The sequence below is a fragment of the Tateyamaria sp. genome (assembly GCF_039945315.1).
GTDB lineage: Bacteria > Pseudomonadota > Alphaproteobacteria > Rhodobacterales > Rhodobacteraceae > Tateyamaria.
The window spans coordinates 19,475-45,256 of record NZ_JBDUXB010000028.1; the positions used below are offsets into that span (position 1 = coordinate 19,475).

Genomic DNA, 25,782 nt, shown 5'->3' on the forward strand with positions numbered 1-25,782 from the left:
AAAAATATGACGAGCGAGGCGAAATTTGCGCCAAATACCGATACTGTACACTGCATTTTTACGCAGAATTCGGACGCGGCAGAGAGTCTGGAATTCCTTACCTTTGTGAGTTTTAAAACTGCCTATTTTCTTAGCATAACAGTGTTTTATGCCAATGCGTGGCGGCCGAAATGAGCTACCCTATTGCTGTACAACCACCTACATTCATTCCCTGCGGCAAAGGCGCAGGACAACTTACTCATTGATGCATGAAGGTCTGTTCACGAGATGATGCGAGTTTGTTGGATGAAGCCACACTGAGGGCCTTAGCTCAACTCTTGGGTAGCATCCTTAATCTCTGATGGCTCAGGCGAGAGCGTCTGAGTTGATTAAGGGCCATGCTGTCGGTGGTGAGTCCGGCTTGAAAGAGCCTGAGCCACGTACTTCCACCAATGTGGTGGGTTGAGGAGTTTTTCAGCAGGAACCTGCGGTGTTCCGGCCGTTTGCACCAACACAGTGAGGCAATCCACCATGCGATGACGCTAAGAGTGCGCCCCGATCCATAGATCGGAGCGCAAGAGCTTTAACCGTTGTGGTCGTAAGCGGTTTCGCCGTGAACGGCCAGATCAAGACCTTCGCGCTCAACATCTTCGCTGACACGCAGACCCACAAGCGCCTTGCAGATCAGAGCGATGACGATGGTTGCCACGACCGAGAATACACCGACAATTACAAGGCTGCCCGCCTGAGCGACAAAACTGCCCGCGCCAAAGATGGCGATCATCAGTGTGCCAAAGATGCCGCCAACACCGTGGACTGCAAACACATCAAGCGTGTCGTCAATCGACAGGACATTGCGCACCAAACGGACAGCTTCCTGGCACAAGATGCCCGCGATGGCACCTATCATCAGCGCTTCGACTGGCCCGACAAATCCCGAAGCAGGGGTGATCGACGCAAGCCCGGCGATTGTGCCGGTGACGATGCCGACCAGCGATGCTTTGCCATAACGGATCCGCTCCCAGAGCGCCCATGTCAGAGAGGCTGTTGCCGCCGAGATATGTGTGACGGTCAACGCCATGGCGGCACCGCCATCTGCTGCCAGCTGCGAGCCACCGTTAAACCCAAACCAGCCAACCCACAAAAGGGCCGCGCCGATCATCACATATCCGGGGTTGTGAGGTGGTTTTGTTGCGTCCCGGCGTGGCCCCAGCATGACGGCCAGTATGAGCGCTGCAATGCCCGCTGTTTCGTGCACGACGACACCGCCCGCAAAATCCTTGAGGCCTGTTTCGCCAAATATGCCCCCATCCGCCAGAAAGCCGCCGCCCCAAACCCAGTGAACCACCGGCGCATAACACAACAGCATCCAGAGGCCGGAGAACAGAAGTACAAAACCAAAGCTAACACGCTCGACATATGCCCCGACGATCAGTGCCGGAGTGATGATCGCAAACGTCATTTGGAAGGCAAAGAACAGGATTTCAGGCAAAGTGCCGGACAGCGACTCTGCATCCACGCCGTTCAGGAACATCTTGTCCAGACCGCCCCAAATCCCCGAAGTGCCAGGGCCAAAGGCGATGGAATATCCCGCGACCAGCCACAGCACGCTCATAAGGCATGCGATTGCATAGCAGTGCATGAAAACGCTCAACACATTGCGCGATCGCACAAGCCCACCGTAAAAGAGCGCAAGCCCCGGCAACGTCATCAACAACACCAGTGCTGTTGCGACAATAATCCAAGCTGTATCGGCTCCGACCATCGTAGATCCCTCCCAAAATTTAGTCTGGCGGACACAAACCGGTCTTGGGTTGCGATAAAAAGAGGCAAAGTTGAATATTGGAGCTACAATTTTCAGCAAACGTAAAAAGATTAAAAATTGGGCGCTTCAGTGGCTGGTTAGAGTAAATTTTAGGCGATTTCTAAATTCACCTATTTCCAGGAGACACTCAAGGGAGTGGACTCATAAACCAAAAGCTGATGATGAGTTGCAAAGCGGACGTTGGAGCACCCTGCAGCGAATGGCCGCTTTGAGCCCAGTGCGGACGCTCAACTATCGCGCAGCGCAAGTCTGCTGCGAGCCCAGAGCGGAAGTGCTCTGGTACGAAGCAAGCTGAAATTTATATTGGATCGCTGTCAGATTTAGGGACGCTGAAAACCCGGCTCCATCGAAAAACGAACATCAAAACGACCATGCATACTATCAGACCGATCAGGTCCCCAATTGCATAAACCGTCCAAACCCCGATGACCTTCTCCAGATCGATGATTCCAGAGAAGACCAGCGTCTGTCCAACAGAGTTAACAATGGATGACAGAGCGCCCACCGCAATCAGTCCTTTCCACTTTAGCCTTCTCAAGCCTCCCAAATAGACATTGATCCCAACAAGCCGCGCGATCTCAAACGCAATAAACGCGGAGGCCGCCCCCACAACGAGGCTTCCTATCAGACCTGGCCCAAGGAAATCTAAATCTTTGGTCGGGGTGAACATCCAAGCAGATAGGCTTTCGCCCACCAACAGCGCAGGTATCGCTTTCCAGCCAAATGCCCAGGTTGCAAGTACCCTAACGCCGTGGGGCAGATAAACCAAACTCGCAAAAACTGTGATTTGCGGCAAAAAATGGCTTTGTACAGGCGTTACAACCCAGGCTGTTAATCCGTGGCACAAGGCGTAGCAGGCGATTATGACTAAAAAACTCATTAAAAGCGTTCACTCGTCGGGTGTGCAGATGTGTTGAAGCAAGAGATGTTTGCGCTCTGTCAGGATACTTGCGTACTCATCGCAATTTTCGGAAATGCAGACTAACCACCGGCAAGATCATCGCGCACCAGGTAACGCTTGGACTTATAGCCGTCCGCTTTTTTCAGCAGTCCCATGGATACCAGGGAACGCAGCGCCCGATGGTAAGACGCCTGGGCGATCCCAGAGGTAAGGTCATGGTTTCGAATTTCGTCAGACGACACAACTTTCCTGCTCGCTCCAGATAAGGCGTGAGCAGCAAGAAACACATCCTTTTCGACTTGTGTGAGGGTATGAAGTCCGACCTCGTGTTCCATTTCACGCAGCATGCTACGCAGTTCAAAAAGTGCGGAAAGCTTTCCGTGTGGTTTGTCGGTCAAATTTTAAGCTACCAATATGAAAAAGATACGTCGGGGTAAGCCACCAAAATTATCATATTGACAATATTGGCGGCTTGAAAGAGCTTATTTGTACTTCCTGAGTTTCCGTGAGTGGTGGACTCTAAAGTATTTTATAAGTTCTACCCCGGTCGCTCAAATGCGACCGGGGTTTTTTTTAACGGCGGATAGATACTTTTGTAAACTATGCGCGCCCAAGGTCCGCTTCGTCCGCAGAGCGGTCGTTCAGGCAGAGTGCAGCGAAATGACCGCTTTGAGCGGCGGTTGGGCAGAACGTCGCGAACGGAAGCTCAGAACCTGAAGCTGAAACAGATAAAGACCAACTGACTGGGCTCTGCTTAACGCAGATTGTTGTGTCAATCGACTGCGCGCGGAACGCCTACCGTTTCCAAGGAATTAATCAAGACCTCGTGGAATGGGCGTGGGGACTGCGATTGCAGTGAAAATAACCTTGTCACGTCCGCCACATTCAGATTTGGATTTTCCGTTTTCAGGTTGCTGACAATCTGCCGCGCATTCTCCAGATCGCCTTTCAGCGCGTAAGCGGCAACGAGTCCCGCGTAGGCCTGAGGATGGGCTCGAGCGTCACGCATATCTCTGCCCAGTACTGACTTGGTCAAGGAAATCACGTCATCGTATTTCCCGTCTTCCAACAATGCCGGATACAGCGCGCCGGGAAGCCACTCGGGATAATCCGGTTCTAGCCTCATACCCTTCAGCATGTGTTCAATGCCCCGCTTGGTATCCCCACTCTGAAACAAAGCCACCCCTCCGATGGCGTTTGCATCTGCCCCGCCCGGCGACAGTTTGATGGCTCGGGTGGCAGCAGTGTTTGCCTCGTCGTAATTTCCGGTCGCGGATTCAATTAAAGCGATCAGTGTGTAAGGATCACCCCATTCCTGCATTGAAAGAGCCTTTGCCACCAAACGGCGAGATTCATCGAACTCCACTGCAGGGTCGTCTGCTAGACCAATGATGACTCGTTGCCAGGGAAGCCACCCGAGTAAGTATGGCCCAATCGGACTATGGGGGTTTGTTTCGTGAAGCTCGGTCCATATCCTCTCAGCCTCGCGGTGGCCCGCCGGATCGAACCGTTGAAAAGCATCTCTCCCCTGAATTACCCGAACACTGGTCTGGAAATCACCCGCCAATGCGGTGATCGTCCGGTTCGATTCTCCGACAGTTAGGGAAACCTGCATTTCGAGAAATAGGCTTTCCGCGATCCGGTCCTGCACGTAAAGGATGTTTTTGTTGTCGCTGTCTTCCTTGATTGACCAAAGCTGCTCGCCTTTGATTGCGTCGGACAATTCCGCTGTAACTCGCACCTTTTCGCCTGATTTCAAAACACTGCCGCTCAGAACATAGCGAACGCCAAGGTCTGTCGCGACTTCGGCTGGTTCAACCAGCCGGCCTTTATACGTAAAGGCCGTCGCGCGCCCAATGACGAGCATGTCCGGAGCAAGCGAAAGCGTAGAAATAATGTTCTCGGTAATCCCATCACTGATCCAGTCGGCAGACGCATCATCGCCCAGTGTCGTAAAGGGAAGGACCGCGATTGAGGGGCGATCCGGCAGCGTCAATGCCATTGTTTCAGGGGCTACAGGATCGAAATCTGGCTGCCGCATCCAATACAATGAACCGATGGTAAGTATGACGGCCAATACGGCCGCAAGCATCACGGGAGTGCGAAGACGTGGTCTTGCACCGGGTGGTGCCATCCTTTCTTCGCCGTCCCGGATAACCTGAAACGCTCGAACGGGACGCGCGATGTTTTTTACCTCCAGCTCACCGAGGTCGTGCAGGTCCAAATCCAACCTGTCGCGGACCTGATCCCGTACGGATCGGCTGATCACAACGCCACCTGCAGGCGCGAGAGCCTCGAGCCTAGCGGCAATGTTGACGCCATCACCGAGAAGGTCGTCGCCTTCTGCAACGACGTCGCCCACATTGATGCCGATACGGTACCGTATTCTGGCCTGCTCCTCCAGCTCCGCATTCAGTGCTTCAACTTTTGTTTGGCCTTGGATGGCGAACCGAAGCGCTTCTACGGCGCTGGGGAATTCAATGAGCCAGCTATCTCCCGCCGTATTTGCAACCCGACCACCATGGTCGTTGAGAAGAGGTAAAATGACTTCCGCTTGATGCTGGCGCCTCCGACTAAGAACACCCTCTTCATCCGCCCCAATCAACCGGGAAAAGTTGACAATGTCTGCCGCCAGTATTGTGGTCAGCTGCCGCTTCATCACAGTCATCGATCACCCCGCCCCAATGCGAGAAGGTTGCACGCAAACTTCAAAATTTTCAAAGAATAAAAGGCTGCCTGCGCAAACTCGGGAGGGTGAGCACCGAAAAGGTCGGATTAACAGCAGAAGCAGAATCGGTATGCCATGGGGACATATTGCACCGATTTCGATTGTCGGCTTGGTCCCGCATAGCGCTCGCAGGCGCAAGCCAAGGCGAACGGCGGCTTCGTCCGCATAAAGGTCATTGAAGCACTCCGCGACGCACGTCTGCTTCCAGTTCATTTGTAAGTCCAAAGGTTAAAACTTCTATCGTGCAGGTGCGTTCAAGCGTTTTTGGTGCGCGCGGAAGGCTGGGTGATGCCCATCGTCCCAAACTGTTGCGCTGCTTCCTTTGCCGGTCTATACGCCCCCGGTGGCGCGATGCGCTGCTGAGAATCAAAACCAAGAAACGCCGTGTTCACCCATTCCGCTTCGAGGGTGCTTCCGGCTTAGGAGAAGCGATATGAAACTGAATGAACTGCGCGACAATCCCGGCGCAACCAAACCACGCAAACGCGTTGGCCGTGGCCCTGGCTCCGGCACCGGTAAAATGGGTGGCCGTGGTATCAAAGGTCAAAAATCCCGTTCGGGTGTGGCCATCAATGGTTACGAAGGCGGCCAAATGCCTTTGTACCAACGCCTGCCCAAGCGCGGCTTTAACAAGCCAAACCGCAAGGCATTCGCTGTCATCAATCTGGGTCTGATCCAGAAATTCATAGATGCTGGCAAGCTGGATGCGAAATCCGCCATCACAGAAGATGCATTGATCGCGTCGGGCGCTGTGCGTCGCAAACTGGACGGTATCCGCGTTCTGGCCAAGGGCGAGATCACAAGCAAGGTTGATCTGCAGGTGACTGGTGCCTCCAAATCCGCTGTAGACGCAGTGGAAAAAGCGGGCGGCAAGCTCGCTGTTGCTGCAGCGGCGGCCGAGTAAGCCTGAAACACGCCTTGTGAGCCGCGTCGCAGCGGCTTACATAGGCCTCAAGTTTTCTATAGCGCCGCCCGCCGGAAAACGGCACGGGCGGTGTTTTGTTCAAAGGACAACGCCCGCATGGTATCTGCCGTCGAGAACATGGCCGCGAACACGAGCTGGAGCGCTCTGGGCAAGGCCACTGACCTGCGCAACCGCATCCTGTTCACTCTTGGCCTGCTAATCGTTTACCGCCTTGGTACATTTATCCCGGTTCCGGGCATCGATGGAGCTGCTCTACGCGAGTTTATGGAGCAGGCGGGACAAGGCATCGGCGGTATGGTGTCGATGTTCACCGGTGGCGCGTTGGGTCGCATGGGTATCTTTGCCCTCGGCATCATGCCCTACATCTCTGCTTCGATCATCGTGCAGCTTTTGACTTCGATGGTGCCTCAGCTTGAGCAACTCAAGAAAGAGGGCGAGCAGGGCCGCAAGAAGATCAACCAATACACCCGTTACGGCACAGTGGCGCTGGCCACCTTGCAGGCCTATGGCCTTGCCGTGTCACTGGAATCCGGTGACCTCGTCACCGATCCGGGCTTCTATTTCCGCATTTCGTGCCTGATCACCCTTGTCGGTGGCACAATGTTCCTGATGTGGTTGGGTGAACAGATCACCGCACGCGGCATCGGTAACGGTATCTCTCTGATCATCTTCGTCGGCATCATTGCCGAAGTGCCTGCTGCCATTGCGCAGTTCTTTGCATCCGGCCGCTCCGGTGCGATCAGCCCTGCGGTGATTATCGGCGTACTTGTGATGGTGGTCGCCACCATCATGTTTGTGGTGTTCATGGAACGCGCCTTGCGCAAGATCCATATCCAGTACCCGCGCCGTCAGGTGGGGATGAAAGTTTACGATGGCGGGTCTTCCAACCTGCCGGTCAAGGTGAACCCCGCAGGTGTGATCCCCGCGATCTTTGCCTCGTCCCTGCTGTTGCTGCCGATCACTATCAGCACATTCTCCGGCAACTCGACCAACCCGATCATGTCCTGGCTGCTGGCCAACTTTGGCCCCGGTCAGCCGCTCTATCTGGCTTTCTTCGTCCTTATGATCGTGTTCTTTGCCTACTTCTACACCTTCAATGTGAGCTTCAAGCCAGACGACGTGGCTGACAACCTCAAGAACCAGAACGGTTTCGTGCCCGGTATCCGTCCGGGCAAGAAGACAGCCGAATACCTTGAATATGTGGTTAATCGCGTTTTGGTTCTTGGTTCGGGGTATCTGGCACTGGTCTGTCTGCTGCCAGAAATCCTGCGCGGTCAGTTCGCCATTCCGTTTTACTTTGGCGGCACGTCTGTGCTGATTGTTGTTTCGGTAACGATGGACACCATCCAGCAGGTGCAAAGCCATCTGCTTGCGCATCAGTACGAAGGTCTGATCGAAAAATCACAGCTGCGCGGAAAAGGCTCAAAGGGCCGCCGCAAACGGAGCCCTGTGCGCCGCTAAGGCCCGCACGGGAGGGGGACAAAGATGAACATTATCCTGCTGGGCCCGCCAGGTGCGGGCAAAGGAACACAAGCGCGCTTTCTCACCGAAGAGCGTGGTATGGTACAACTCTCCACCGGCGATATGCTGCGTGCGGCCAAGGACTCTGGCTCTGAGATGGGCAAGATCGTTGCTGACGTGATGGCGCGCGGTGACCTTGTCACAGACGAAATCGTCATCGGGCTGATCCGCGAACAGCTAGAAACAGTCAAAGCCAACGGCTTTGTCTTTGACGGCTTTCCCCGCACATTGGCCCAAGCCGACGCTTTGTCCGCGCTGCTGGAAGAACAAGGTCAGACGCTGGATGCCGTGATCGAATTGGAAGTGAATGACGATGTTTTGGTTGACCGCATCGTCGGACGCGCGGCCGAAGCCGCAGACGCCGGTCAGCCGGTGCGCGCGGATGACAACGCCGAAAGCCTAAAAGTTCGCCTGATGGAGTACTATAAAAAGACATCTCCGCTGATCGGCTATTACTATGCGAAGGGTCAGTTGAACGGTGTCGACGGCCTTGGCGAAATGGCAGATGTGAAAGCAGCGATTGCCAAAGTTCTCGACGCATAGGCACAGGGGTTGACGCCCCACAAAACAACGCCTATCTCACGCCATCTCTAACGAGAACCAAAGACGGGAAAGCGTCCCGTCGGATCACCTGATCAGCGGCAGGCCCGGGGGCAAAATCCTTGGGCCTTATGTTGTGAAAAAAGGGCCCGGAACTACGGGCTCGCAACGAAAAGGAAAGCCTTCATGGCACGTATTGCAGGGGTAAACATCCCCACAGCCAAGCGCGTTCCGATTGCACTGACCTACATCACAGGCATCGGCAACACCTCCGCCAAAGAAATCTGCGAAGCCGTCGGGATCGACGCCAGCCGCCGTGTAAACGAGCTGAGCGACTCCGAAGTCCTGAAAGTGCGCGAGTACATCGACGAGAACTACACCGTCGAAGGTGACCTGCGTCGTGATACGCAAATGAACATCAAGCGTCTGATGGACCTTGGCTGCTACCGCGGTCTTCGTCACCGTCGTAATCTGCCCGTTCGCGGTCAGCGCACGCACACCAACGCTCGTACCCGCAAAGGCCCCGCAAAGGCCATTGCCGGCAAGAAGAAATAAGGGGACGTATAGATGGCACGCGATACACGCAAGACCAAACGCAAGGTCTCCAAGAACATCGCCGCAGGTGTGGCGCATGTGAACTCTTCGTTCAACAACACCAAAATCCTGATCTCGGACGTGCAAGGCAACGCCATTGCATGGTCGAGCGCCGGCACCATGGGCTTCAAAGGCTCGCGGAAATCCACACCTTATGCTGCCCAGATGGCTGCAGAGGATGCGGCACGCAAAGCGCAGGAACATGGCGTAAAGACAATCGAAGTCGAAGTGCAGGGCCCCGGTTCGGGTCGTGAATCTGCATTGCGCGCTTTGGCTGCTGCCGGGTTCAACGTGACGTCGATCAAGGACGTGACGCCGATGGCCCACAATGGCTGTCGCCCACCCAAGCGCCGCCGCGTCTAAGCGACATAGGTATTACTATCGGGGCTGCGTGAAAACGTGCGGCCCCAATCCGCTTTTTGAAACCTCGGGCGCCTGATCTTTTAGGACATGGAGAGCAGGCAAGAATGGAGGGACGCATGATCCACAAGAACTGGGCTGAGCTAATCAAGCCACAACAACTGGAAGTGAAGCCGGGCAATGAACCCGCGCGTCAAGCGACAGTTGTCGCCGAACCGCTGGAGCGCGGCTTTGGTCTGACACTTGGCAATGCGGTTCGCCGCGTGCTGATGTCGTCGTTGCAAGGTGCGGCGATCACATCCGTGCAGATCGACAACGTGCTGCACGAGTTCTCGTCTATCGCTGGTGTGCGCGAGGACGTCACCGACGTTATCCTGAACCTCAAGCAGGTTTCCTTGCGCATGGAAGTCGAAGGCCCCAAGCGCCTGTCGATTTCGGCAAAAGGTCCGGGTGTTGTCACTGCAGGTGACATCTCGGAAAGCGCAGGCATTGAAGTGCTGAACCGCGATCTGGTCATCTGCCACCTCGACGACGGTGCCGATGTGTTCATGGAACTGACTGTGAACACAGGCAAGGGCTATGTCTCGGCTGAAAAGAACAAGCCAGAAGACGCACCCATCGGCCTGATCCCGATCGATGCGATCTATTCGCCCGTCAGAAAGGTCAGCTATGATGTGCAGCCCACCCGTGAGGGGCAGGTGCTGGACTATGACAAGCTGACCATGAAGGTCGAAACCGATGGCTCTATCACGCCTGACGATGCCGTGGCTTTCGCCGCGCGTATTCTTCAGGACCAGCTGGGCATCTTCGTCAACTTTGACGAGCCTGAGTCGGCTTCTCGTGCGGATGATGATGATGGTCTCGAGTTTAACCCGCTTCTGCTGAAGAAAGTGGACGAACTGGAGCTGTCTGTGCGTTCGGCAAACTGCCTGAAGAACGACAATATCGTGTATATTGGCGATCTGATCCAGAAGACCGAAGCAGAGATGCTGCGCACGCCAAACTTTGGCCGCAAGTCCTTGAACGAGATCAAGGAAGTGCTGTCTGGCATGGGGCTGCACCTCGGCATGGACGTCGAAGACTGGCCACCGGACAACATCGAAGATCTGGCCAAGAAGTTCGAAGACAACTTCTAAAGCCACATGGGTGGGCGGTTACGCCCACCTGACAACTGGGCACATGCCCTTTCATTGCCCGCCTCTGGGCGGACAATTTTCGGGTTACCCGCTTTCCTACGGAAAACGGTGACCCCAAGGAGAGCCTGAGACACGCATCGAAGGCCGGACAAAGTAAAACAGCCCGTAGAGGGCACCAAATTGGAGACTAGAAAATGCGTCACGCACGTGGTTACCGCCGCCTGAACCGGACCCATGAACACCGCAAAGCGTTGTTCTCGAACATGGCAGGCTCGCTCATCGAACATGAGCAAATCAAGACAACATTGCCCAAGGCCAAAGAACTGCGCCCGATCGTTGAAAAGCTGATCACGCTTGCCAAACGTGGCGACTTGCACGCCCGCCGTCAGGCCGGTGCAAAGCTGAAAGAAGAGCAGTACGTTGCCAAACTCTTTGACGTTCTTGGCCCACGCTACGCCGAACGTCAGGGGGGCTATGTGCGCGTCCTCAAGGCGGGTTTCCGCTATGGCGACATGGCGCCCATGGCCATCATCGAATTTGTTGACCGCGACCGTGACGCCAAAGGCGCGTCCGACAAGGCCCGCGTTGCTGCCGAAGACGCCGCAGAAGAGTAATCTTCTGCCCTCGATGAAATCTGATCAAACCCCTGCTTCGGCGGGGGTTTTTCTTTTGTGACCTTCGGCTTCACACGGGATGCCGGCTTGCATTCCCAGTTGGTCATTTGCATATCCTAAAGACCATGAAGCACCTCATCACCCTTCTGTTCTGTGTCCTGCCCCTTGTGGCCAATGCGCAGACGCGGTTGCCCAATAGCCAGGCCGAGATATCCCTGAGTTTCGCGCCCCTTGTGCGTGAAACCGCGCCGGCGGTGGTCAACATCTATGCCAAAGTCGTTACCCAGACCCGCCAGCGTACGCCCTTCATGAACGACCCTTTCTTTGAACGTTTCTTCGAAGGCTTCGGAGCGCCGCGTCCGCGCGTGCAGAACTCTCTTGGTTCTGGCGTGATACTGTCCTCGGATGGCATTGTTGTGTCCAACTATCACGTGGTCGGGCAGGCTACGGACATCCGCATCGTGCTCAATGACCGGCGCGAATATAATGCTCGTGTGTTGCTTGGGGATGCTGACAGTGACCTCGCTATTCTGCAGATTGATGAAGTCGAAGATCTGCCGTTTCTGCCGCTGCGCGACAGCCGAACGGTAGAAGTTGGCGAATTGGTGCTGGCCATCGGCAATCCGTTTGGCGTCGGCCAGACAGTGTCCTCGGGGATCGTCTCCGGCCTTGCCCGTTCTGGTGGGGCAGGCGGCAGCGGTCTCGGCTACTTCATACAGACAGATGCTCCGATCAACCCCGGAAATTCAGGTGGTGCGCTTGTCGGGATGGACGGGCAGCTGATTGGCGTGAACACCCGTATTCTCAGCCGTTCAGGAGGATCAAACGGAATCGGCTTTGCCATTCCATCGGACCTGATCGCGGCCTTTGTCCGGCAGGCGGAAGAAGGCAACGACCGGTTTCAACGCCCCTGGGCTGGGGTGACCGGGCAAGTTGTGGATTCGGATCTGGCGCAGATGCTGGAATTGGATCGACCTGGCGGGATCATACTTGCGGGCCTCCACCCGGCCAGCCCACTGGCAGAGGCCGGATTTGACGTGGGCGATGTTGTAATCGCCGTGGACGGCCAGGAAGTGCACAGCCCCGGCGAGATGCTTTTTTACATGGGGCTGTCCAGCGGAGCAAACACGGTTGTCATGACCCGTCTTCGCGATCGAGAATTGTCGGATGTGAAGGTCAAGATGATCCCCCCGCCGGAGGATCCGCCACGCGGCGAGATCACATTGCCTGAAGATGCTGCCTTGCCGGGACTGTCGGTGGCGCAGATCAACCCCGCTGTGATCGCGGAAATGCGCCTGCCGCTGGAGGCGTCAGGGGTTGTGGTCACTGGTCTTGGGACACTTGGCGCGCGTGTTGGGCTGCGCGTGGGCGATATCCTTCAAGCCATTGATCGACGAGATATCAAGTATCCCAAGGATGCAGCTGAGGCCTTAGAGAATGCGCGCCGCGGGACACGTGTACAGGCTTTGCGACGCGGCGGCCGCGTCATGTTGCGCTTTTAGATGGCGGACCTGTTTGACACCGGTGAAGTGGCGGAAAGCGGACACCGCCCCCTTGCTGACCGGTTGCGCCCAAAAACGCTAAGCGAAGTTATCGGGCAGCGTCAGGTGCTGGGTCCCGAAGCACCCCTGACGGTGATGCTGGAAGCGGGCGCGCTGGGGTCGCTCATCTTTTGGGGTCCGCCCGGCGTGGGCAAAACGACCATCGCCCGGCTGTTTGCCGATGACACAGACCTGCATTTCGTCCAAATCTCGGCTATATTCACAGGTGTCCCGGACCTCAAAAAAGTGTTCGAAGCTGCCCGTATTCGTCGTCAGAACGGGCAAGGCACTTTGTTGTTCGTTGACGAAATCCACCGCTTCAACAAGGCGCAACAGGATGGATTCCTGCCGCATATGGAGGATGGAACAATCCTGCTGGTTGGGGCCACGACAGAGAACCCAAGTTTTGAATTGAACGCGGCTGTTCTGTCCCGTGCACAGGTTTTGGTGCTGGAAAGGCTTGACCTTGCTGACCTTGAATTGATGGCGCAACGGGCGGAGCATGAGTTGGGTATGGCCCTCCCGCTCGAAGCCGAGGCGCGTGCAGCACTGCTTGAAATGGCGGATGGCGATGGGCGTGCGCTGCTGAACCTGATCGAACAGGTCGCCGCGTGGAAAATCGACGAGACGCTAGACAGAGATGCCCTGGCGACCTGTCTGATGCGCCGTGCGGCGCAATACGACAAGTCAGGTGACGCCCACTACAACCTGATTTCAGCACTGCATAAATCGGTGCGTGGATCAGACCCTGATGCGTCGCTATATTGGTTTGCGCGGATGCTGGAAGGGGGCGAGGACCCGCGTTATCTGGCCCGCCGCATCACCCGGATGGCGGTCGAGGATATCGGCCTTGCTGATCCGCAGGCGCAGGCGGTGTGTTTGCAGTCTTGGGAAACGTACGAGCGGCTTGGTTCTCCCGAGGGAGAATTGGCGTTGGCGCAGGCGTTGGTCTATCTGGCGTTGGCCCCGAAATCCAATGCCGCCTATGTGGCCTACAAGGGCGCGCGTAAGGCGGCCAAACAAACCGGATCGCACCCGCCGCCAAAACACATCCTTAATGCGCCGACGGCGTTGATGAAGGATCAGAGATATGGCGACAACTATGCCTATGATCATGATGCCGAAGACGGATTTTCCGGCGCGAACTACTTTCCTGACGGGATGGAGCGCCCCGACCTCTATCAACCCGTAGAGCGTGGGTTTGAACGGGATCTGAAAAAGCGGCTGGATTACTTTGCGCGTCTCAGGACCAAGCGGCAGAGTTGACTCTTGCGCGCTGCTGGTAAAGAGACCGCGCATGTTTACAACCCTATCTTCTGTGGCCCTTGGTGGGGCGATTGGTGCGTCTTTACGCTGGCTGACTGGCGTGGCGGTGCTGCGCGCGTTTGGTCGCACTGAGTTCCCGCTCGCCATCATCATGGTCAACGTGATCGGATCGTTCCTGATGGGCGTTTTTGTCGTGGTCGCCGCGCAGCGAGGGCTGACTCATCTGTCGCCTTTCGTGATGACGGGTATCCTTGGGGGTTTCACCACGTTTTCGGCATTTTCACTTGAGACGGTGAACCTGATCGAGCGAGGCCAGATTGCCTCGGCGAGCTTGTACATATTGTTTTCTGTAGGCCTTTCGGTTGGTGCGCTTGCCCTTGGTCTTGTCTCGGCGCGCGGGGTGTTGTCATGACCGGTGTACAAACAATTACTGTTGGAGAAGACGAGGGCGACCAACGCCTTGATCGCTTCCTCAAGCGCCGCTTTCCGCAGTTGAGCCAAGGCATGGTCGAAAAGATGTGCCGCAAGGGTGAATGCCGTGTCGATGGTGGCCGGGTGAAATCCAACACCCGTGTCGAAGAAGGGCAGGCCGTGCGCATCCCGCCTATTCCCGACAGCAAAGCGCCGCCCGTGGTGCGCTCTGGCGTAACCGAGGCTGACACCAAGTTGATCCAGTCTTGCGTGCTCTATCGCGACGATCATGTGATCGCGATCAACAAACCTGCCGGTCTGCCGACCCAAGGCGGTTCGGGCCAGACCCGCCATGTGGACGGGATGGCAGAAGCACTGCGCTTTGGGTTTGAGGACAAGCCGCGCCTTGTGCATCGTCTGGACAAAGACACCTCTGGCGTATTGCTGCTGGCCCGCACCCGGTTGGCGGCCAAGGCGTTGACGGCAGCCATGCGCCACCGCGAGACGCGCAAGATTTACTGGGCCTTGGTGGCCGGTGTACCGACACCCTATCTGGGCGAGATCAAGTATGGGTTGGTCAAGGCGCCCGGGCGCGGCAAGGGCGGCGAAGGGGAAAAGATGATCGCCGTACACCCGCGCGAGGTCGAGAACACGCCCAGTGCAAAACGGGCAAGCACCCTTTACGCGACCCTTTACCGTGTTGCATCGCGTGCCGCATGGGTGGCGATGGAGCCCATCACAGGCCGCACCCATCAGTTGCGTGCGCATATGGCTGAGATTGGTCATCCGATTGCGGGCGACGGCAAATACGGTGGCTCGGGTCAGGACAACATGGGTGATGGCTGGGGGGCACAAATCGGCGGCGTGATCAGCAAAAAGCTCCATCTGCATGCCCGCATGATGCGGTTCGAGCATCCCCATACCCGCAAACCTGTCACGATCACGGCCCATCTGCCCGACCACATGGCCGCGACATGGGAGACGTTTGGTTGGACTGAAGACCTCGCTGCAGAAGACCCGTTCGAGGATATCTGATGCGTCTGGTGATATTTGATGTCGATGGCACTTTGGTGGACAGTCAGGGTGATATCGTTGCCAGCATGACAGCCGCTTTCGCTGAGGTTGGGCTGGTCACGCCTGCACGCGCAGACATCCTTGGGATCGTTGGGCTTTCGCTCGATGTGGCCATGGCGCGATTGGCTCCGGAGGCGAATACGGAACGCATGGTGCGAACGTATAAGGACACTTACGCGCACTTGCGGGCCACCAAGGGTGCGGCATCGTCCCCTCTGTATCCCGGCGCGCGCGCAGCCCTTGATCACTTTGCCGGGCGCGATGACGTGTTGTTGGGGGTCGCAACCGGGAAATCCAAGCGCGGCCTCGACAGTTTGATAGCGGCCCACGGGCTGGAGGGGATGTTCGTTACCCGGCAGGTCGCTGATTTTCACCCCTCAAAACCGCACCCGTCGATGATCCACGCCGCACTGAATGAGACAGGGATCGAGGCCGGTGATGCAGTGATGGTGGGTGACACACGCTTCGACATGGAGATGGCGACCAACGCAGGTGTCGCCGCTATTGGCGTTGCATGGGGGTATCATCCGCGCACCGAATTGGGCGCAGCACGCCAAGTTATCGATGGTTTTGCTGAATTGCCCGCGGCGATTGACGAAGTTTTGGAGGCGTCCGCATGAGTGAGTGGAAGCAGAAACGGTTCTGGAAAGAAGTGGCTGCCGTTGAAGGGAGCGATGGCTGGGCCATCCATCTGGACGGGCGATCGGTGAAGACACCAGCGAAAGCCGGTTTGATCCTACCCACGCAGACTATGGCCGATGCCATTGCGGCCGAATGGGACGCTCAGGAAGGCGTGGTTGACCCGACATCGATGCCATTCACCCGCTCGGCCAATGCCGCGATCGACAAAGTGGCCATTCAAAAGGCCGAGGTGGCCGACATGTTGGCGGCTTATGGGGATGCTGATTTGCTGTGCTATCGCGCAGAAGCGCCCGCAGAACTTGTTGAGCGTCAAAGCGCATCTTGGGATCCATACTTGGCTTGGGCGGCGCAGCACCTCGGGGCACGTCTGCATCCGCGCACAGGCGTCATTCACGAATCACAAGATGCCGATAGCCTAAAACGGCTGTCAGACCGAGTACACGCACTCAGCGAATTCCAATTAGCGGCGTTTCATGACCTTGTAAGCCTTTCGGGGTCGCTGATCCTTGGTTTTGCAGCCGCCCAAGACCTGAACCCCTTGCTTAACGTTTGGGCAGCTAGTCGGGTCGACGAAATCTGGCAACAGGAACAATGGGGCGCCGATGAAGAGGCGGAAACCGTTGCTGAAATCAAGAAAACCTCTTTTTTTCATGCAAAATCCTTCTTTGACGCTGCCTGAAGGTATTTAGCGGCCCTGTGGATATGTGCCGAAATAGCCGCCCAAGAATTCATCAGATTGCGCCGCTTTTGGCGTCACTCCCCTTGACGTTTAAGCCGGAATCCGACCAAGGTCTTGCCCACTAGGTGGGGATGAACCCCTCTGGGAGTCCGTCCGGCGTGCAGGAACACTCAATGTGCGTCGGTCAAACCGCCAAAATATGGCGGTGTATCAGGAAGAGGTAAGAATGAAAAAATCTGTATTTCTTGGCGCGCTCTCCGTCGCTGGCGTTGCTGCCGGCGTTGCGGCTGCTGGCACGCTTGACGACGTAAAAGCACGCGGCACACTTAACTGTGGCGTGACGACCGGTCTGGTTGGCTTTGCGGCACCAGACGCAAACGGCGAATGGAACGGTTTTGACGTCGCGGTCTGCCGCGCTGTCGCAGCGGCGGTTCTGGGTGATCCAACAGCCGTTGAATTCGTCCCAACAACGGGCAAGACGCGCTTCACCGCACTCGCATCCGGCGAAATCGACATGCTGGCGCGTAACACAACGTGGACGTTCAGCCGTGACGTGGACCTCAAGTTCACATTCGTCGGGGTGAACTACTATGACGGCCAAGGCTTCATGGTTCCAAAAGAGCTGGGCGTGTCCTCGGCGACTGAACTGGACGGCGCGACTGTGTGCATCCAGACGGGTACAACAACCGAGCTGAACCTAGCGGACTACTTCCGTGCCAACAACATCAGCTACGAGCCAGTGCCAATCGAAACCAATGCCGAAGCACAGCAGCAGTACCTTGCCGGTGCATGTGACGTCTTCACTACAGACGCATCTGGTCTGGCCGCGACACGCGCGACATTCGAAGCACCTGGTGATCACGTTCTGCTGCCAGAAATCATCTCGAAAGAGCCGCTGGGCCCGCTGGTCCGTCACGGTGACAACGAGTGGGGCGATGTTGTTCGCTGGACTCTGAACGCGCTGATCACAGCGGAAGAGCTGGGTGTCACATCCGCCAACATCGGCGAGATGGCCAGCGGCACCAACAACCCAGAAATCAACCGTCTGCTGGGTACCGAAGGTACCTTGGGCGAGATGCTGGGTCTGGACGCTGATTGGGCAATGAAAGCACTTTCCGTCTCCGGGAACTACGGTGAGATCTTTGAAGCCACAATCGGCGAAAGCACACCAATCGGTCTGGCCCGCGGCCTGAACGCTCAGTGGACAGAAGGCGGCCTGCTGTATTCGCCTCCATTCCGCTAAATTGAATAGCCAAGGGGCGCAGGGTAATTCCTGCGCCCCTTGCACATCCGGGCACGGGATCGCTGAAAACAGCGGCGAGATGTCCAAAGCCAACAGCCAAATCTGAAAACCCGGCCCCGCGCTTCAGACGCACCTTAATCAAGGCCGGATCTACGGGGAACAACTGTATGTCCACGATCACCGACCCACCACAGGGCGCATTCCGCCCGTCGATGTTGCTGAACGATACCCGATACCGATCCTACACGTTCCAGTTCATCGCGCTGATTGTGCTGATCGCATCATTTGCGTTCCTTGGATCAAACCTGTTCAGCAACCTGGCGGCTGCCGGTCTGAACATCTCTTACCAATTCCTCGGCTCGCCCGCCGGATACGACATCAACCAGGCGCTGGTGGAATACACCAGCCAGTCCACCAATGCGCGCGCCGCCCTTGTCGGCATCCTGAACACGCTGCTTGTGGCCTTTCTGGCTTGTATCACAGCCACCATTTTTGGCGTGATCGCCGGTGTGCTGCGCTTGTCAAACAACTGGCTCGTTTCCAAGTTGATGTCCTTTTACGTGGAAATCTTCCGCAACATTCCGGTTCTGATCTGGATCATCATTATCTTCACGATCATGACTGCGGTGATGCCTGCCCCACGTGCATTCAGGGGTGACGATGCAACAGCGTCCATGGTGATGAACGCCTTTGCTTTCACTAACCGCGGTGTCTACATCCCGGCGCCGGTCTGGGGACCGGGATCTTTGATCGTTGTGGCCGTCTTTATCCTGTCGATCATCGGTGTGTTTGCCTACCGTCGATATGCGACTAAGCTGCTCTATGATACGGGCCGTCTGCTGCCTATGGGCTGGCCAAGCCTTGCCATCCTGTTTGTGCCCACGCTGCTGATGTTTTTCATCATGGGGCGCCCCATCGGACTAGAATATCCAGAACTCAAGGGCTTTAACTTTTCCGGTGGTATCAAGATCGGCGGCCCATTGATCGCGCTCTGGTTTGCCCTTTCGATCTATACCGGTGCTTTCATCGCCGAAAACGTACGAGCTGGTATTCAGGCGATTTCCAAAGGTCAGACCGAAGCCGCTGGTGCGCTAGGTCTGCGTTCGGGTCGGATCATGAACCTTGTGGTGCTGCCGCAGGCCTTGCGCGTCATCATCCCACCGCTCATCTCGCAGTACCTTAACATCACCAAGAACTCGTCGCTGGCCATCGCTGTCGGTTATGCTGACATCACCGCGACGCTCGGGGGTATCACGCTGAACCAGACGGGTCGGGCCATCGAGTGCGTTCTTCTGCTGATGCTGTTCTATCTGACGATTTCGCTGTGCATTTCGGCGATCATGAACGTCTACAACAACTCTGTTAAACTGAAGGAGCGCTGAGCCATGTCAGACACATCTGCCAACTCCGTCGCCTTCGTGCGCACCGAAACAGTACCACAATCGCCACCGCCGTCTTCGGCGACGGGGCCAGTAAAATGGGCCAAGGACAACTTGTTCTCGACCCCGTTTTATTCGGTGCTGACCATCATTGCGGCCTATTTTATCTATCTGATCCTTTCGAGCACATTGCCTTGGATCCTGTCAGGTGTCTGGACCACGTCCAGCCTTGCTGAATGCCGCGAAGTGCTGGACGGCGTTTCCGCTGCCTGTTTCTCGGTTCTGACAGAGCGGTGGAACCAGCTGATCTTTGGGTTCAAGTACCCGGCTGACCAGTATTGGCGTCCATCATTGGCGTTCCTCGTCTTTTTCGCGGCCGTTGCCCCTGTTCTGTTTTACAAACTGCCGCGCAAATTGCTGATCATCACAGCGCTGTTCCCATTTGTTGCCTACTACCTGATCTGGGGCGGCACGATCTTGACGCCGATCCTTGCGCTGGCCGGGGTCGTTGCAGGATATGTGGTTTATAGCCGTCTTGTAGCCGGGAGCTTTGCTGCTGGTTTCTTTGGCGGGATTGCTGCGGCGTTTGTGGTTTGGACGATTGGCGGTTGGATCATTCCGGATAATGCGAATGAAGGCGCATGGCTGTCCGCCGTGCCGAGCCGTGACTTGGGCGGCTTCATGTTGAACATGATGCTGGGCGTGACCTGTGTGTCGCTGTCGGTGCCTTTGGGTATCGCACTGGCACTGGGTCGGCAGTCAGACATGCCGTTGATCAAGTGGATCTGCGTGATCTTCATTGAATTCATCCGTGGTGTGCCACTGATCACCTTGCTGTTCGTGGCAAGCGTTATGCTTGCCTACTTCTTCCCACCCGGTACGACGACTGACCTGTTCTTGCGGGTTGTGATCATGATCACGATGTTCTCGGCGGCCTACATCGCCGAGGTGATCCGGGGTGGCCTTGCGGCCCTTCCACGCGGCCAATATGAGGCGGCGGACAGCCTTGGGCTCGACTATGCCCAAGCGATGCGGCTGATCATTCTGCCGCAAGCGTTGAAGATCTCGATCCCGGGTATCGTCAACGTGGCTGTGGGTCTGTTCAAGGACACAACGCTGGTCTCGGTTATCTCGATGTTTGACCTGCTGGGTATGATCCGGGGTCCGATCCTTGCCTCTACCGAGTGGAACGGGGTCTACTGGGAGCTTCTGGGCTTTGCAGCGCTTCTCTTCTTCGTCGTGTGTTACGGCATTTCTCAATATTCGCAGTGGCTGGAACGTCAACTTGCGACCGATCACCGCTAAGGAGTGGATGACATGACTGAACAAGCTGTTGAAATGAACGTGTCCGACGAAGTCGCCGTTTCCATCGAGTCCATGAACAAATGGTACGGCACCTTCCATGTGCTGCGCGACATTGACCTGACGGTCTATCGTGGCGAACGGATCGTAATTGCGGGGCCCTCTGGGTCCGGCAAATCCACACTGATCCGCTGCATCAACGCGCTGGAGGAACACCAGCAAGGCAAGATCACCGTGGACGGGACTGTGTTGTCTTCGGACCTCAAGAATATTGACAAGATCCGATCGGAGGTTGGCATGTGCTTTCAGCACTTCAACCTGTTCCCGCACCTGTCAATTCTTGAAAACTGCACGCTGGCCCCGATCTGGGTGCGCAAAACACCCAAGAAGGAAGCCGAAGAGATCGCGATGCACTTTCTCGAGAAGGTGAAAATCCCCGATCAGGCTGACAAGTACCCCGGTCAGCTTTCGGGTGGTCAGCAACAGCGTGTGGCGATTGCCCGCTCGCTTTGCATGCGTCCGCGGATCATGCTCTTTGACGAACCGACCTCGGCTCTTGACCCTGAGATGATCAAGGAAGTGCTGGATACAATGGTCGAACTGGCCGAAGAAGGCATGACCATGCTGTGTGTGACTCACGAGATGGGTTTTGCCCGTCAGGTCGCCAACCGTGTGATCTTTATGGATGAAGGTCAGATTGTTGAGCAGAACGAACCCGAAGAGTTCTTTAACAATCCCAAAAGCCCCCGAACGCAATTGTTCCTGAGCCAGATCCTCGGGCACTGAGACACGTAAGGCGGGCGTTGATCCGCCTTACTCCATAACCTCTCGCGGGATCGCGAAACTAATCGGCTGGCCTTCGCGCCAGCCGATGTCGTTCCAGCCTTTGGCATCGAACGTGATCACCGCTGTTGCACATGTCGGGTAGTCGGAAAAACGTGGGTGGCGCGGTGGCTGTTCGACCAGCCTGTCGGCAAAGTCTGCGATCCCGGGATTGTGGCCGAGCATCAATACAGTTGGAGCTGTCTCGTCGCGCAGGACTTCCATCATGACCTCTGGCCCGGCGTGATAAAGCGTGCGTGTGAAACTGACAGGGATGTCCAATCGCAATTCTGCAAAAGTCTGACCAGTCCGGGTGCTGCTGGAGCTGATAGCCGTGTCAGGCAGGTGGCCTTGCGCGCGTAACCAGTCTCCCATCGCTTGGGCCGAAGCCTTGCCTCGGTCGTTCAATGGGCGGTCATGGTCCGCGAGAATTGGGTCATCCCACGCCGATTTGGCGTGGCGCATAAGGATCAGCGTCAAGGTCATCCGCGAAATGCTTTCATATGAAATGCGCTTTGTTCGTCCGGGCGGGCAAAGCGTTGGCTGACTGGGCAGATGCGCCGCACATGGCAGCCCTTGGTCATACAGTCCTTCCCGTTGGGCGTTTCAAGGTAAGCCTTGCAGGCGGGCACGTCATAGGCCGCTGTCGCACTCAGCGCATCCACCGGGCATGCTGTGACGCATGGGCGATCAGAGCAGGTGTCGCATGGGCTTTGCCCTGCCGGTGCGGCAGATATTGGGCCGGGCAGTTCTAACGCGCCACGGATGGAGATCATAAGCCCGGCGGTGTCGTGGACCATCATGCCTGTCGGGCTTTGCCAGAACCGCCCGGTCGCCAAAGCCCATGCGATGAAAGGGGCATAGGGCGGGCCATCGGAGGGGAACTGCGCCTCAGCCCCGATCTGTATCGCCAGAGCGCCTAAGATGCGTTTGGACCAGCGATCTACAGGATCCCTAGCGTTGTCATGATATTCAGGGCTGGCCCGAAACACGTCCCACCACCCAGCATCAGTTCCGATCAGAACACGTGTTCCATCGCTTCCCATCACCATAAGGCCATGTGGCGAGACCGCCTGTTCAATCTGATCGAGGGTCATTTCCGTGCAAACGGCAAACTGAGGGACCAGCCCAGACGGGCGGGGCGGTCATCTTGCCATTCCAGCCCGACCGTCATGTCGTCATGTCCGCCACGGGGTTGCGCGATGTAGGTGCCAAACATCTGGTCCCAGATCGACAGGGCAAAGCCGTAGTTGCTGTCATGTTCATCCCGGTGCATCGAATGGTGGACCCGGTGCATATCTGGCGTGACCAGCACGCGGCGCACTATCGCATCAAGCCGAAGCGGCAACCGGATATTAGCGTGGTTGAACATGGCCGTGCCGTTCAGCATGATTTCAAACAGGATCACGGCCAACGCGGCGGGCCCAAGCAGGTATACAACGCCGATCTTGAGGATCATGGACAAGGCAATTTCAATCGGGTGGAAGCGGATTGCGGTTGTCACATCCATGTCTACATCGGCGTGATGGACCCGGTGTAAGCGCCAAAGCAACGGAACCTTGTGCGTGATCAGGTGTTGTCCCCAGATCACGAAATCAAGGATCAGGATAGCGGCAATCACTTCGAACCAGCCGGGCAGGGTGAGCGCGTTAAAGAGACCCCAGCCCTGTACCTGCGCGTCGACAGCAGCACCCACGGCCAGCAACGGCAGCGCCACGGCCATCAGCCGCAACAGCACTGTGTTGGCAATTGTGATGCCCCAGTTCGTCACCCAGCGCTTGCTTCGCTTCTGACTGCGCTCGCGGCGTGGCGCCAGCGTTTCAGCAGCAGCCAGAGCGGCAAACAGGCCGAGGAAGATCACCAGACGAATGGTTGCTTCGTTTTCCATGTAGCGAATGTATAGAGCGCGCTGACCAGCGCAATGTGGCCAATAGACACGTTTGCGTCACCGCGGGCGGATGATGGACCCGGCCCCGTGATTGGTGAAAAGTTCGAGCAAACAGGCGTTTGGCGCACGCCCGTCCAGAATGACGACGGCGCGTACACCGCTTGCGATTGCATCCAGAGCAGTTTCGGTCTTGGGGATCATGCCGCCCGCGATCACGCCCTCTTGGGTCAACGTACGGATCTGATCGGCCGTAAGGTCGGTGACGACTTCTCCGTCTGCGTTCTTGACGCCTGAGACGTCTGTGAGCAGCAACAGCCGATCCGCCTTGAGCGCACCGGCAATTGCGCCTGCCGCTGTGTCGCCATTGATATTGAACGTCTCGCCATTGCGACCCGCGCCAAGCGGGGCGATGACAGGGATCATCGCCTTTTCAAACAGGTTGTTCAGGATCGAGGGATCCATTTGTGCCGGGGTGCCGACCAAACCCAGTTGCGGGTCCGTCTGATCACAGATCATCAGATTGGCGTCCTTGCCCGACAGACCCACGGCGCGTCCACCGGCGCGGTTGATGGCTTGAACGATGCGCTTGTTCACAACGCCTGACAGCACCATTTCCACCACGTTCATTGTGGCGTCGTCGGTGACACGTTTCCCGTTCACAAACTCGGACTGGATGTCGAGGCGGGTGAGCATGTCATTGATCATCGGCCCGCCACCATGCACGACAACAGGGTTCACACCCACCTGACGCATAAGCACAACGTCGCTGGCAAAGCTCTCCATGGCCTCGTCGCTGCCCATGGCGTGACCGCCCAGCTTGATCACGACGGTCGCGCCGGCATAGCGCTGCAAATAGGGCAAGGCTTGGCTGAGCGTGCGGGCGGTGGCGATCCAGTCTCGGTTCATGTCTTGGGGTTTCATCTGTTGATCACTGATTTCGGGTTGCGCCCTGTCTTGCCCGAGCGTCGCGGGTGGGCCAAGATTTTTCGCACCTGGCTGCGGTTCGCATCACACAAGCGTGGCGATAATGGCGCGCAAAGTGGGGATACCGTCACCTTTTTCGCTCGAGGTCAGCACAATCTCTGGGAACGCAGCGGGGTGTTTGGACAGGGCGGTTCGGGTTTGGTCCAGCACGCGTTCTCGGTCGGCCGCCTTGACCTTGTCCGCCTTGGTCAGCACGCATTGGAATGTGACGGCGGCACTGTCGAGTAGGGACAGGATTTCCTCATCCACTTTTTTCACGCCGTGGCGCGCGTCGATTAACACAAAGGCGCGGCGCAGGGTTTGGCGGCCCGACAGGTACTGTTTCAGCAGATTTTGCCATTTTTCGACGATGGGCAGCGGTGCATTGGCGTAGCCATAGCCGGGCAGGTCGACCAGATAATGGCTGTCCTGAGCGGTGAAATAGTTGATCTCTTGTGTCCGGCCGGGTGTGTTTGAGGCCCGCGCCAGTCCCTTGCGACCGGTCAGCGCGTTGATCAAAGAAGACTTGCCCACGTTCGAGCGGCCGGCAAAGCAGACCTCAAGCCGATCAGCGGGGGGCAGGCCGGACATGGCAACCACGCCCTTCACAAACTCGGTCTCGCCTGCAAACAGCAAGCGACCGCGTTCTTCGGTTTGCGGATCAGGCGTCTCGGCGATGGGGAAGGGGAGTTGCATCAGAGGAGTTCCGCCTTTGCGCCAATGCTGATGTCGCCAGACGTGACGACTTCGGCATAAACGCCGAAATCCTGATGTCCGAAATGGGTGTTGAGAGCATCCAGCGTATCGGTGTCACGTAAACCCGTAACCGGGTTGGTGTTGGTCACGGAGCAGCGTTTGATCCGTTCACGCACGCGCAAGACTGCATCGCCGACGCGTATGTCCCGACCCAACCATTCCATTTCCGCCCAGGCTGGCGTGTCATTCAGAAAGATGTTTCCACGCCAGCGTTCCAACTCGACTGGGGTGTCCAACTTGGAAGCTACATCGGCATGGCTCGCCGTATTCATGATCGACACAGCGGCCAAAGGGCTGTCCGTCATGCCCCGGTCCGGTGCACTGACGACCCCGGAAGGCGCGTCACGTTCGGGGGGGCAAAGTGGGGCAACCCAAGACAAGAACCGCGCGACATCATTGGCGTCATCCGGGCAAAATGTGATGTCGTCAAGGTCCGCGTGGCGCAAAGAGATTTGGCGTGTTTTCTCGTTCAAACTGGCCCAGATACCGGCCAGACCGGGTGTGCGAGAGCCAATCATAAAATTGCGGCAAGACACCCAAGCTGGGGATTGCACGTCGAATTTCGTCGCTTCATGGGTCACTGCCCATACCCGATCCCAGGGCATGGTCTGCCCTTCGGTCAGGGTCACCGCATCTATCTGCTCACGCCCATGGCTCTTGATCGGGTAGCGGTGGAGCGAGGCGACGCGCATC

27 protein-coding genes are annotated in these 25,782 nt (G+C 56.9%); 17 read left to right on the plus strand and 10 right to left on the minus strand.

The genetic code is table 11. From position 1 onward, the window contains the following. Nucleotides 1-562: 562 nt before the first annotated feature. The 4 genes from ABJD00_RS08600 to ABJD00_RS08615 all read right to left on the minus strand — a co-directional run bounded on the left by ABJD00_RS08600 (nucleotide 563) and on the right by ABJD00_RS08615 (nucleotide 5,373). Nucleotides 563-1,744, minus strand: coding sequence for an ammonium transporter (locus ABJD00_RS08600; protein ID WP_413833840.1), 1,182 nt, complete (start codon nucleotides 1,742-1,744; stop codon nucleotides 563-565). A 358-nt stretch (nucleotides 1,745-2,102) separates the two neighbouring features. Next, a complete protein-coding gene (locus ABJD00_RS08605; protein ID WP_413833842.1) occupies nucleotides 2,103-2,684 on the minus strand; it encodes a hypothetical protein in 582 nt (193 codons plus the stop codon). Nucleotides 2,685-2,785: 101 nt separating this feature from the next. Continuing rightward, nucleotides 2,786-3,103: a hypothetical protein gene (locus tag ABJD00_RS08610; protein ID WP_413833845.1), complete on the minus strand. Its 318-nt coding sequence runs from the start codon at nucleotides 3,101-3,103 to the stop codon at nucleotides 2,786-2,788. Nucleotides 3,104-3,477: 374 nt separating this feature from the next. Beyond that, nucleotides 3,478-5,373, minus strand: coding sequence for an adenylate/guanylate cyclase domain-containing protein (locus tag ABJD00_RS08615; RefSeq protein WP_413833847.1), 1,896 nt, complete (start codon nucleotides 5,371-5,373; stop codon nucleotides 3,478-3,480). A gap of 493 nt (nucleotides 5,374-5,866) precedes the next feature. Between ABJD00_RS08615 and rplO the strand changes: the two genes are divergently transcribed. The 17 genes from rplO (at nucleotide 5,867) to ABJD00_RS08700 (ending at nucleotide 21,446) form a co-directional block, all read left to right on the plus strand. Then, entirely contained in the window at nucleotides 5,867-6,337 is a 471-nt protein-coding gene (gene rplO, locus ABJD00_RS08620) for a 50S ribosomal protein L15 (RefSeq protein ID WP_108838835.1), read from the plus strand. Nucleotides 6,338-6,454: 117 nt separating this feature from the next. Beyond that, nucleotides 6,455-7,819: a preprotein translocase subunit SecY gene (gene secY, locus ABJD00_RS08625; RefSeq protein ID WP_413833849.1), complete on the plus strand. Its 1,365-nt coding sequence runs from the start codon at nucleotides 6,455-6,457 to the stop codon at nucleotides 7,817-7,819. A gap of 24 nt (nucleotides 7,820-7,843) precedes the next feature. Then, entirely contained in the window at nucleotides 7,844-8,422 is a 579-nt protein-coding gene (locus ABJD00_RS08630) for an adenylate kinase (RefSeq protein WP_413833851.1), read from the plus strand. A 183-nt stretch (nucleotides 8,423-8,605) separates the two neighbouring features. Further along, nucleotides 8,606-8,974 carry a 30S ribosomal protein S13 gene (gene rpsM, locus ABJD00_RS08635; RefSeq protein ID WP_413833853.1) on the plus strand — a complete coding sequence of 123 codons (369 nt, stop codon included), beginning with the start codon at nucleotides 8,606-8,608 and terminating at the stop codon, nucleotides 8,972-8,974. A gap of 12 nt (nucleotides 8,975-8,986) precedes the next feature. Next, nucleotides 8,987-9,376 (plus strand): 30S ribosomal protein S11, encoded by a 390-nt coding sequence (gene rpsK / locus ABJD00_RS08640; RefSeq protein WP_413833855.1) that lies wholly within the window; start codon nucleotides 8,987-8,989, stop codon nucleotides 9,374-9,376. 116 nt (nucleotides 9,377-9,492) lie between these two features. Beyond that, complete coding sequence (locus ABJD00_RS08645) at nucleotides 9,493-10,509, plus strand: DNA-directed RNA polymerase subunit alpha (protein WP_413833857.1); 1,017 nt, start codon at nucleotides 9,493-9,495, stop codon at nucleotides 10,507-10,509. Between the two features lie 194 nt (nucleotides 10,510-10,703). Continuing rightward, nucleotides 10,704-11,123 carry a 50S ribosomal protein L17 gene (gene rplQ / locus ABJD00_RS08650; protein WP_108838830.1) on the plus strand — a complete coding sequence of 140 codons (420 nt, stop codon included), beginning with the start codon at nucleotides 10,704-10,706 and terminating at the stop codon, nucleotides 11,121-11,123. A gap of 125 nt (nucleotides 11,124-11,248) precedes the next feature. Next, nucleotides 11,249-12,625: a trypsin-like peptidase domain-containing protein gene (locus tag ABJD00_RS08655; protein WP_413833859.1), complete on the plus strand. Its 1,377-nt coding sequence runs from the start codon at nucleotides 11,249-11,251 to the stop codon at nucleotides 12,623-12,625. Beyond that, nucleotides 12,626-13,930 (plus strand): replication-associated recombination protein A, encoded by a 1,305-nt coding sequence (locus ABJD00_RS08660; RefSeq protein ID WP_413833861.1) that lies wholly within the window; start codon nucleotides 12,626-12,628, stop codon nucleotides 13,928-13,930. 31 nt (nucleotides 13,931-13,961) lie between these two features. Beyond that, nucleotides 13,962-14,342: a fluoride efflux transporter CrcB gene (gene crcB / locus ABJD00_RS08665; protein WP_413833864.1), complete on the plus strand. Its 381-nt coding sequence runs from the start codon at nucleotides 13,962-13,964 to the stop codon at nucleotides 14,340-14,342. Next, nucleotides 14,339-15,376 carry an RluA family pseudouridine synthase gene (locus tag ABJD00_RS08670; RefSeq protein ID WP_413833867.1) on the plus strand — a complete coding sequence of 346 codons (1,038 nt, stop codon included), beginning with the start codon at nucleotides 14,339-14,341 and terminating at the stop codon, nucleotides 15,374-15,376. Before crcB ends, ABJD00_RS08670 begins: the two co-directional genes overlap by 4 nt. Next, nucleotides 15,376-16,035: an HAD-IA family hydrolase gene (locus tag ABJD00_RS08675; RefSeq protein WP_413833870.1), complete on the plus strand. Its 660-nt coding sequence runs from the start codon at nucleotides 15,376-15,378 to the stop codon at nucleotides 16,033-16,035. The genes ABJD00_RS08670 and ABJD00_RS08675 overlap by 1 nt, the downstream gene beginning before the upstream one ends. Continuing rightward, nucleotides 16,032-16,736 (plus strand): ATP12 family chaperone protein, encoded by a 705-nt coding sequence (locus tag ABJD00_RS08680; RefSeq protein WP_413833873.1) that lies wholly within the window; start codon nucleotides 16,032-16,034, stop codon nucleotides 16,734-16,736. Before ABJD00_RS08675 ends, ABJD00_RS08680 begins: the two co-directional genes overlap by 4 nt. 226 nt (nucleotides 16,737-16,962) lie before the next feature. Further along, nucleotides 16,963-17,979, plus strand: a complete 1,017-nt coding sequence (locus tag ABJD00_RS08685; protein WP_108838868.1) for an amino acid ABC transporter substrate-binding protein — start codon at nucleotides 16,963-16,965, stop codon at nucleotides 17,977-17,979. Nucleotides 17,980-18,146: 167 nt separating this feature from the next. Beyond that, nucleotides 18,147-19,361 (plus strand): amino acid ABC transporter permease, encoded by a 1,215-nt coding sequence (locus ABJD00_RS08690; protein ID WP_413833875.1) that lies wholly within the window; start codon nucleotides 18,147-18,149, stop codon nucleotides 19,359-19,361. Between the two features lie 3 nt (nucleotides 19,362-19,364). Further along, entirely contained in the window at nucleotides 19,365-20,663 is a 1,299-nt protein-coding gene (locus ABJD00_RS08695; RefSeq protein WP_413833878.1) for an amino acid ABC transporter permease, read from the plus strand. 12 nt (nucleotides 20,664-20,675) lie between these two features. Beyond that, a complete protein-coding gene (locus ABJD00_RS08700; protein ID WP_413833880.1) occupies nucleotides 20,676-21,446 on the plus strand; it encodes an amino acid ABC transporter ATP-binding protein in 771 nt (256 codons plus the stop codon). 27 nt (nucleotides 21,447-21,473) lie between these two features. Here the strand turns inward: ABJD00_RS08700 and ABJD00_RS08705 are convergent, their stop codons facing one another. The 6 genes from ABJD00_RS08705 to ABJD00_RS08730 all read right to left on the minus strand — a co-directional run bounded on the left by ABJD00_RS08705 (nucleotide 21,474) and on the right by ABJD00_RS08730 (nucleotide 25,781). Further along, a complete protein-coding gene (locus ABJD00_RS08705; RefSeq protein WP_413833883.1) occupies nucleotides 21,474-21,968 on the minus strand; it encodes a SixA phosphatase family protein in 495 nt (164 codons plus the stop codon). Beyond that, on the minus strand, nucleotides 21,965-22,579 hold the full coding sequence (locus ABJD00_RS08710; protein WP_413833886.1) for a ferredoxin: 615 nt from the start codon (nucleotides 22,577-22,579) through the stop codon (nucleotides 21,965-21,967). Before ABJD00_RS08710 ends, ABJD00_RS08705 begins: the two co-directional genes overlap by 4 nt. After that, nucleotides 22,576-23,370 (minus strand): sterol desaturase family protein, encoded by a 795-nt coding sequence (locus tag ABJD00_RS08715; protein WP_413833888.1) that lies wholly within the window; start codon nucleotides 23,368-23,370, stop codon nucleotides 22,576-22,578. Before ABJD00_RS08715 ends, ABJD00_RS08710 begins: the two co-directional genes overlap by 4 nt. Before the next feature lie 57 nt (nucleotides 23,371-23,427). Continuing rightward, nucleotides 23,428-24,291, minus strand: a complete 864-nt coding sequence (gene argB, locus ABJD00_RS08720; RefSeq protein ID WP_413833890.1) for an acetylglutamate kinase — start codon at nucleotides 24,289-24,291, stop codon at nucleotides 23,428-23,430. 87 nt (nucleotides 24,292-24,378) lie between these two features. Further along, nucleotides 24,379-25,029: a ribosome biogenesis GTP-binding protein YihA/YsxC gene (gene yihA, locus ABJD00_RS08725; RefSeq protein ID WP_413833892.1), complete on the minus strand. Its 651-nt coding sequence runs from the start codon at nucleotides 25,027-25,029 to the stop codon at nucleotides 24,379-24,381. Beyond that, nucleotides 25,029-25,781: an MOSC domain-containing protein gene (locus ABJD00_RS08730; protein WP_413833894.1), complete on the minus strand. Its 753-nt coding sequence runs from the start codon at nucleotides 25,779-25,781 to the stop codon at nucleotides 25,029-25,031. Before ABJD00_RS08730 ends, yihA begins: the two co-directional genes overlap by 1 nt. Nucleotide 25,782 lies beyond the last annotated feature (1 nt).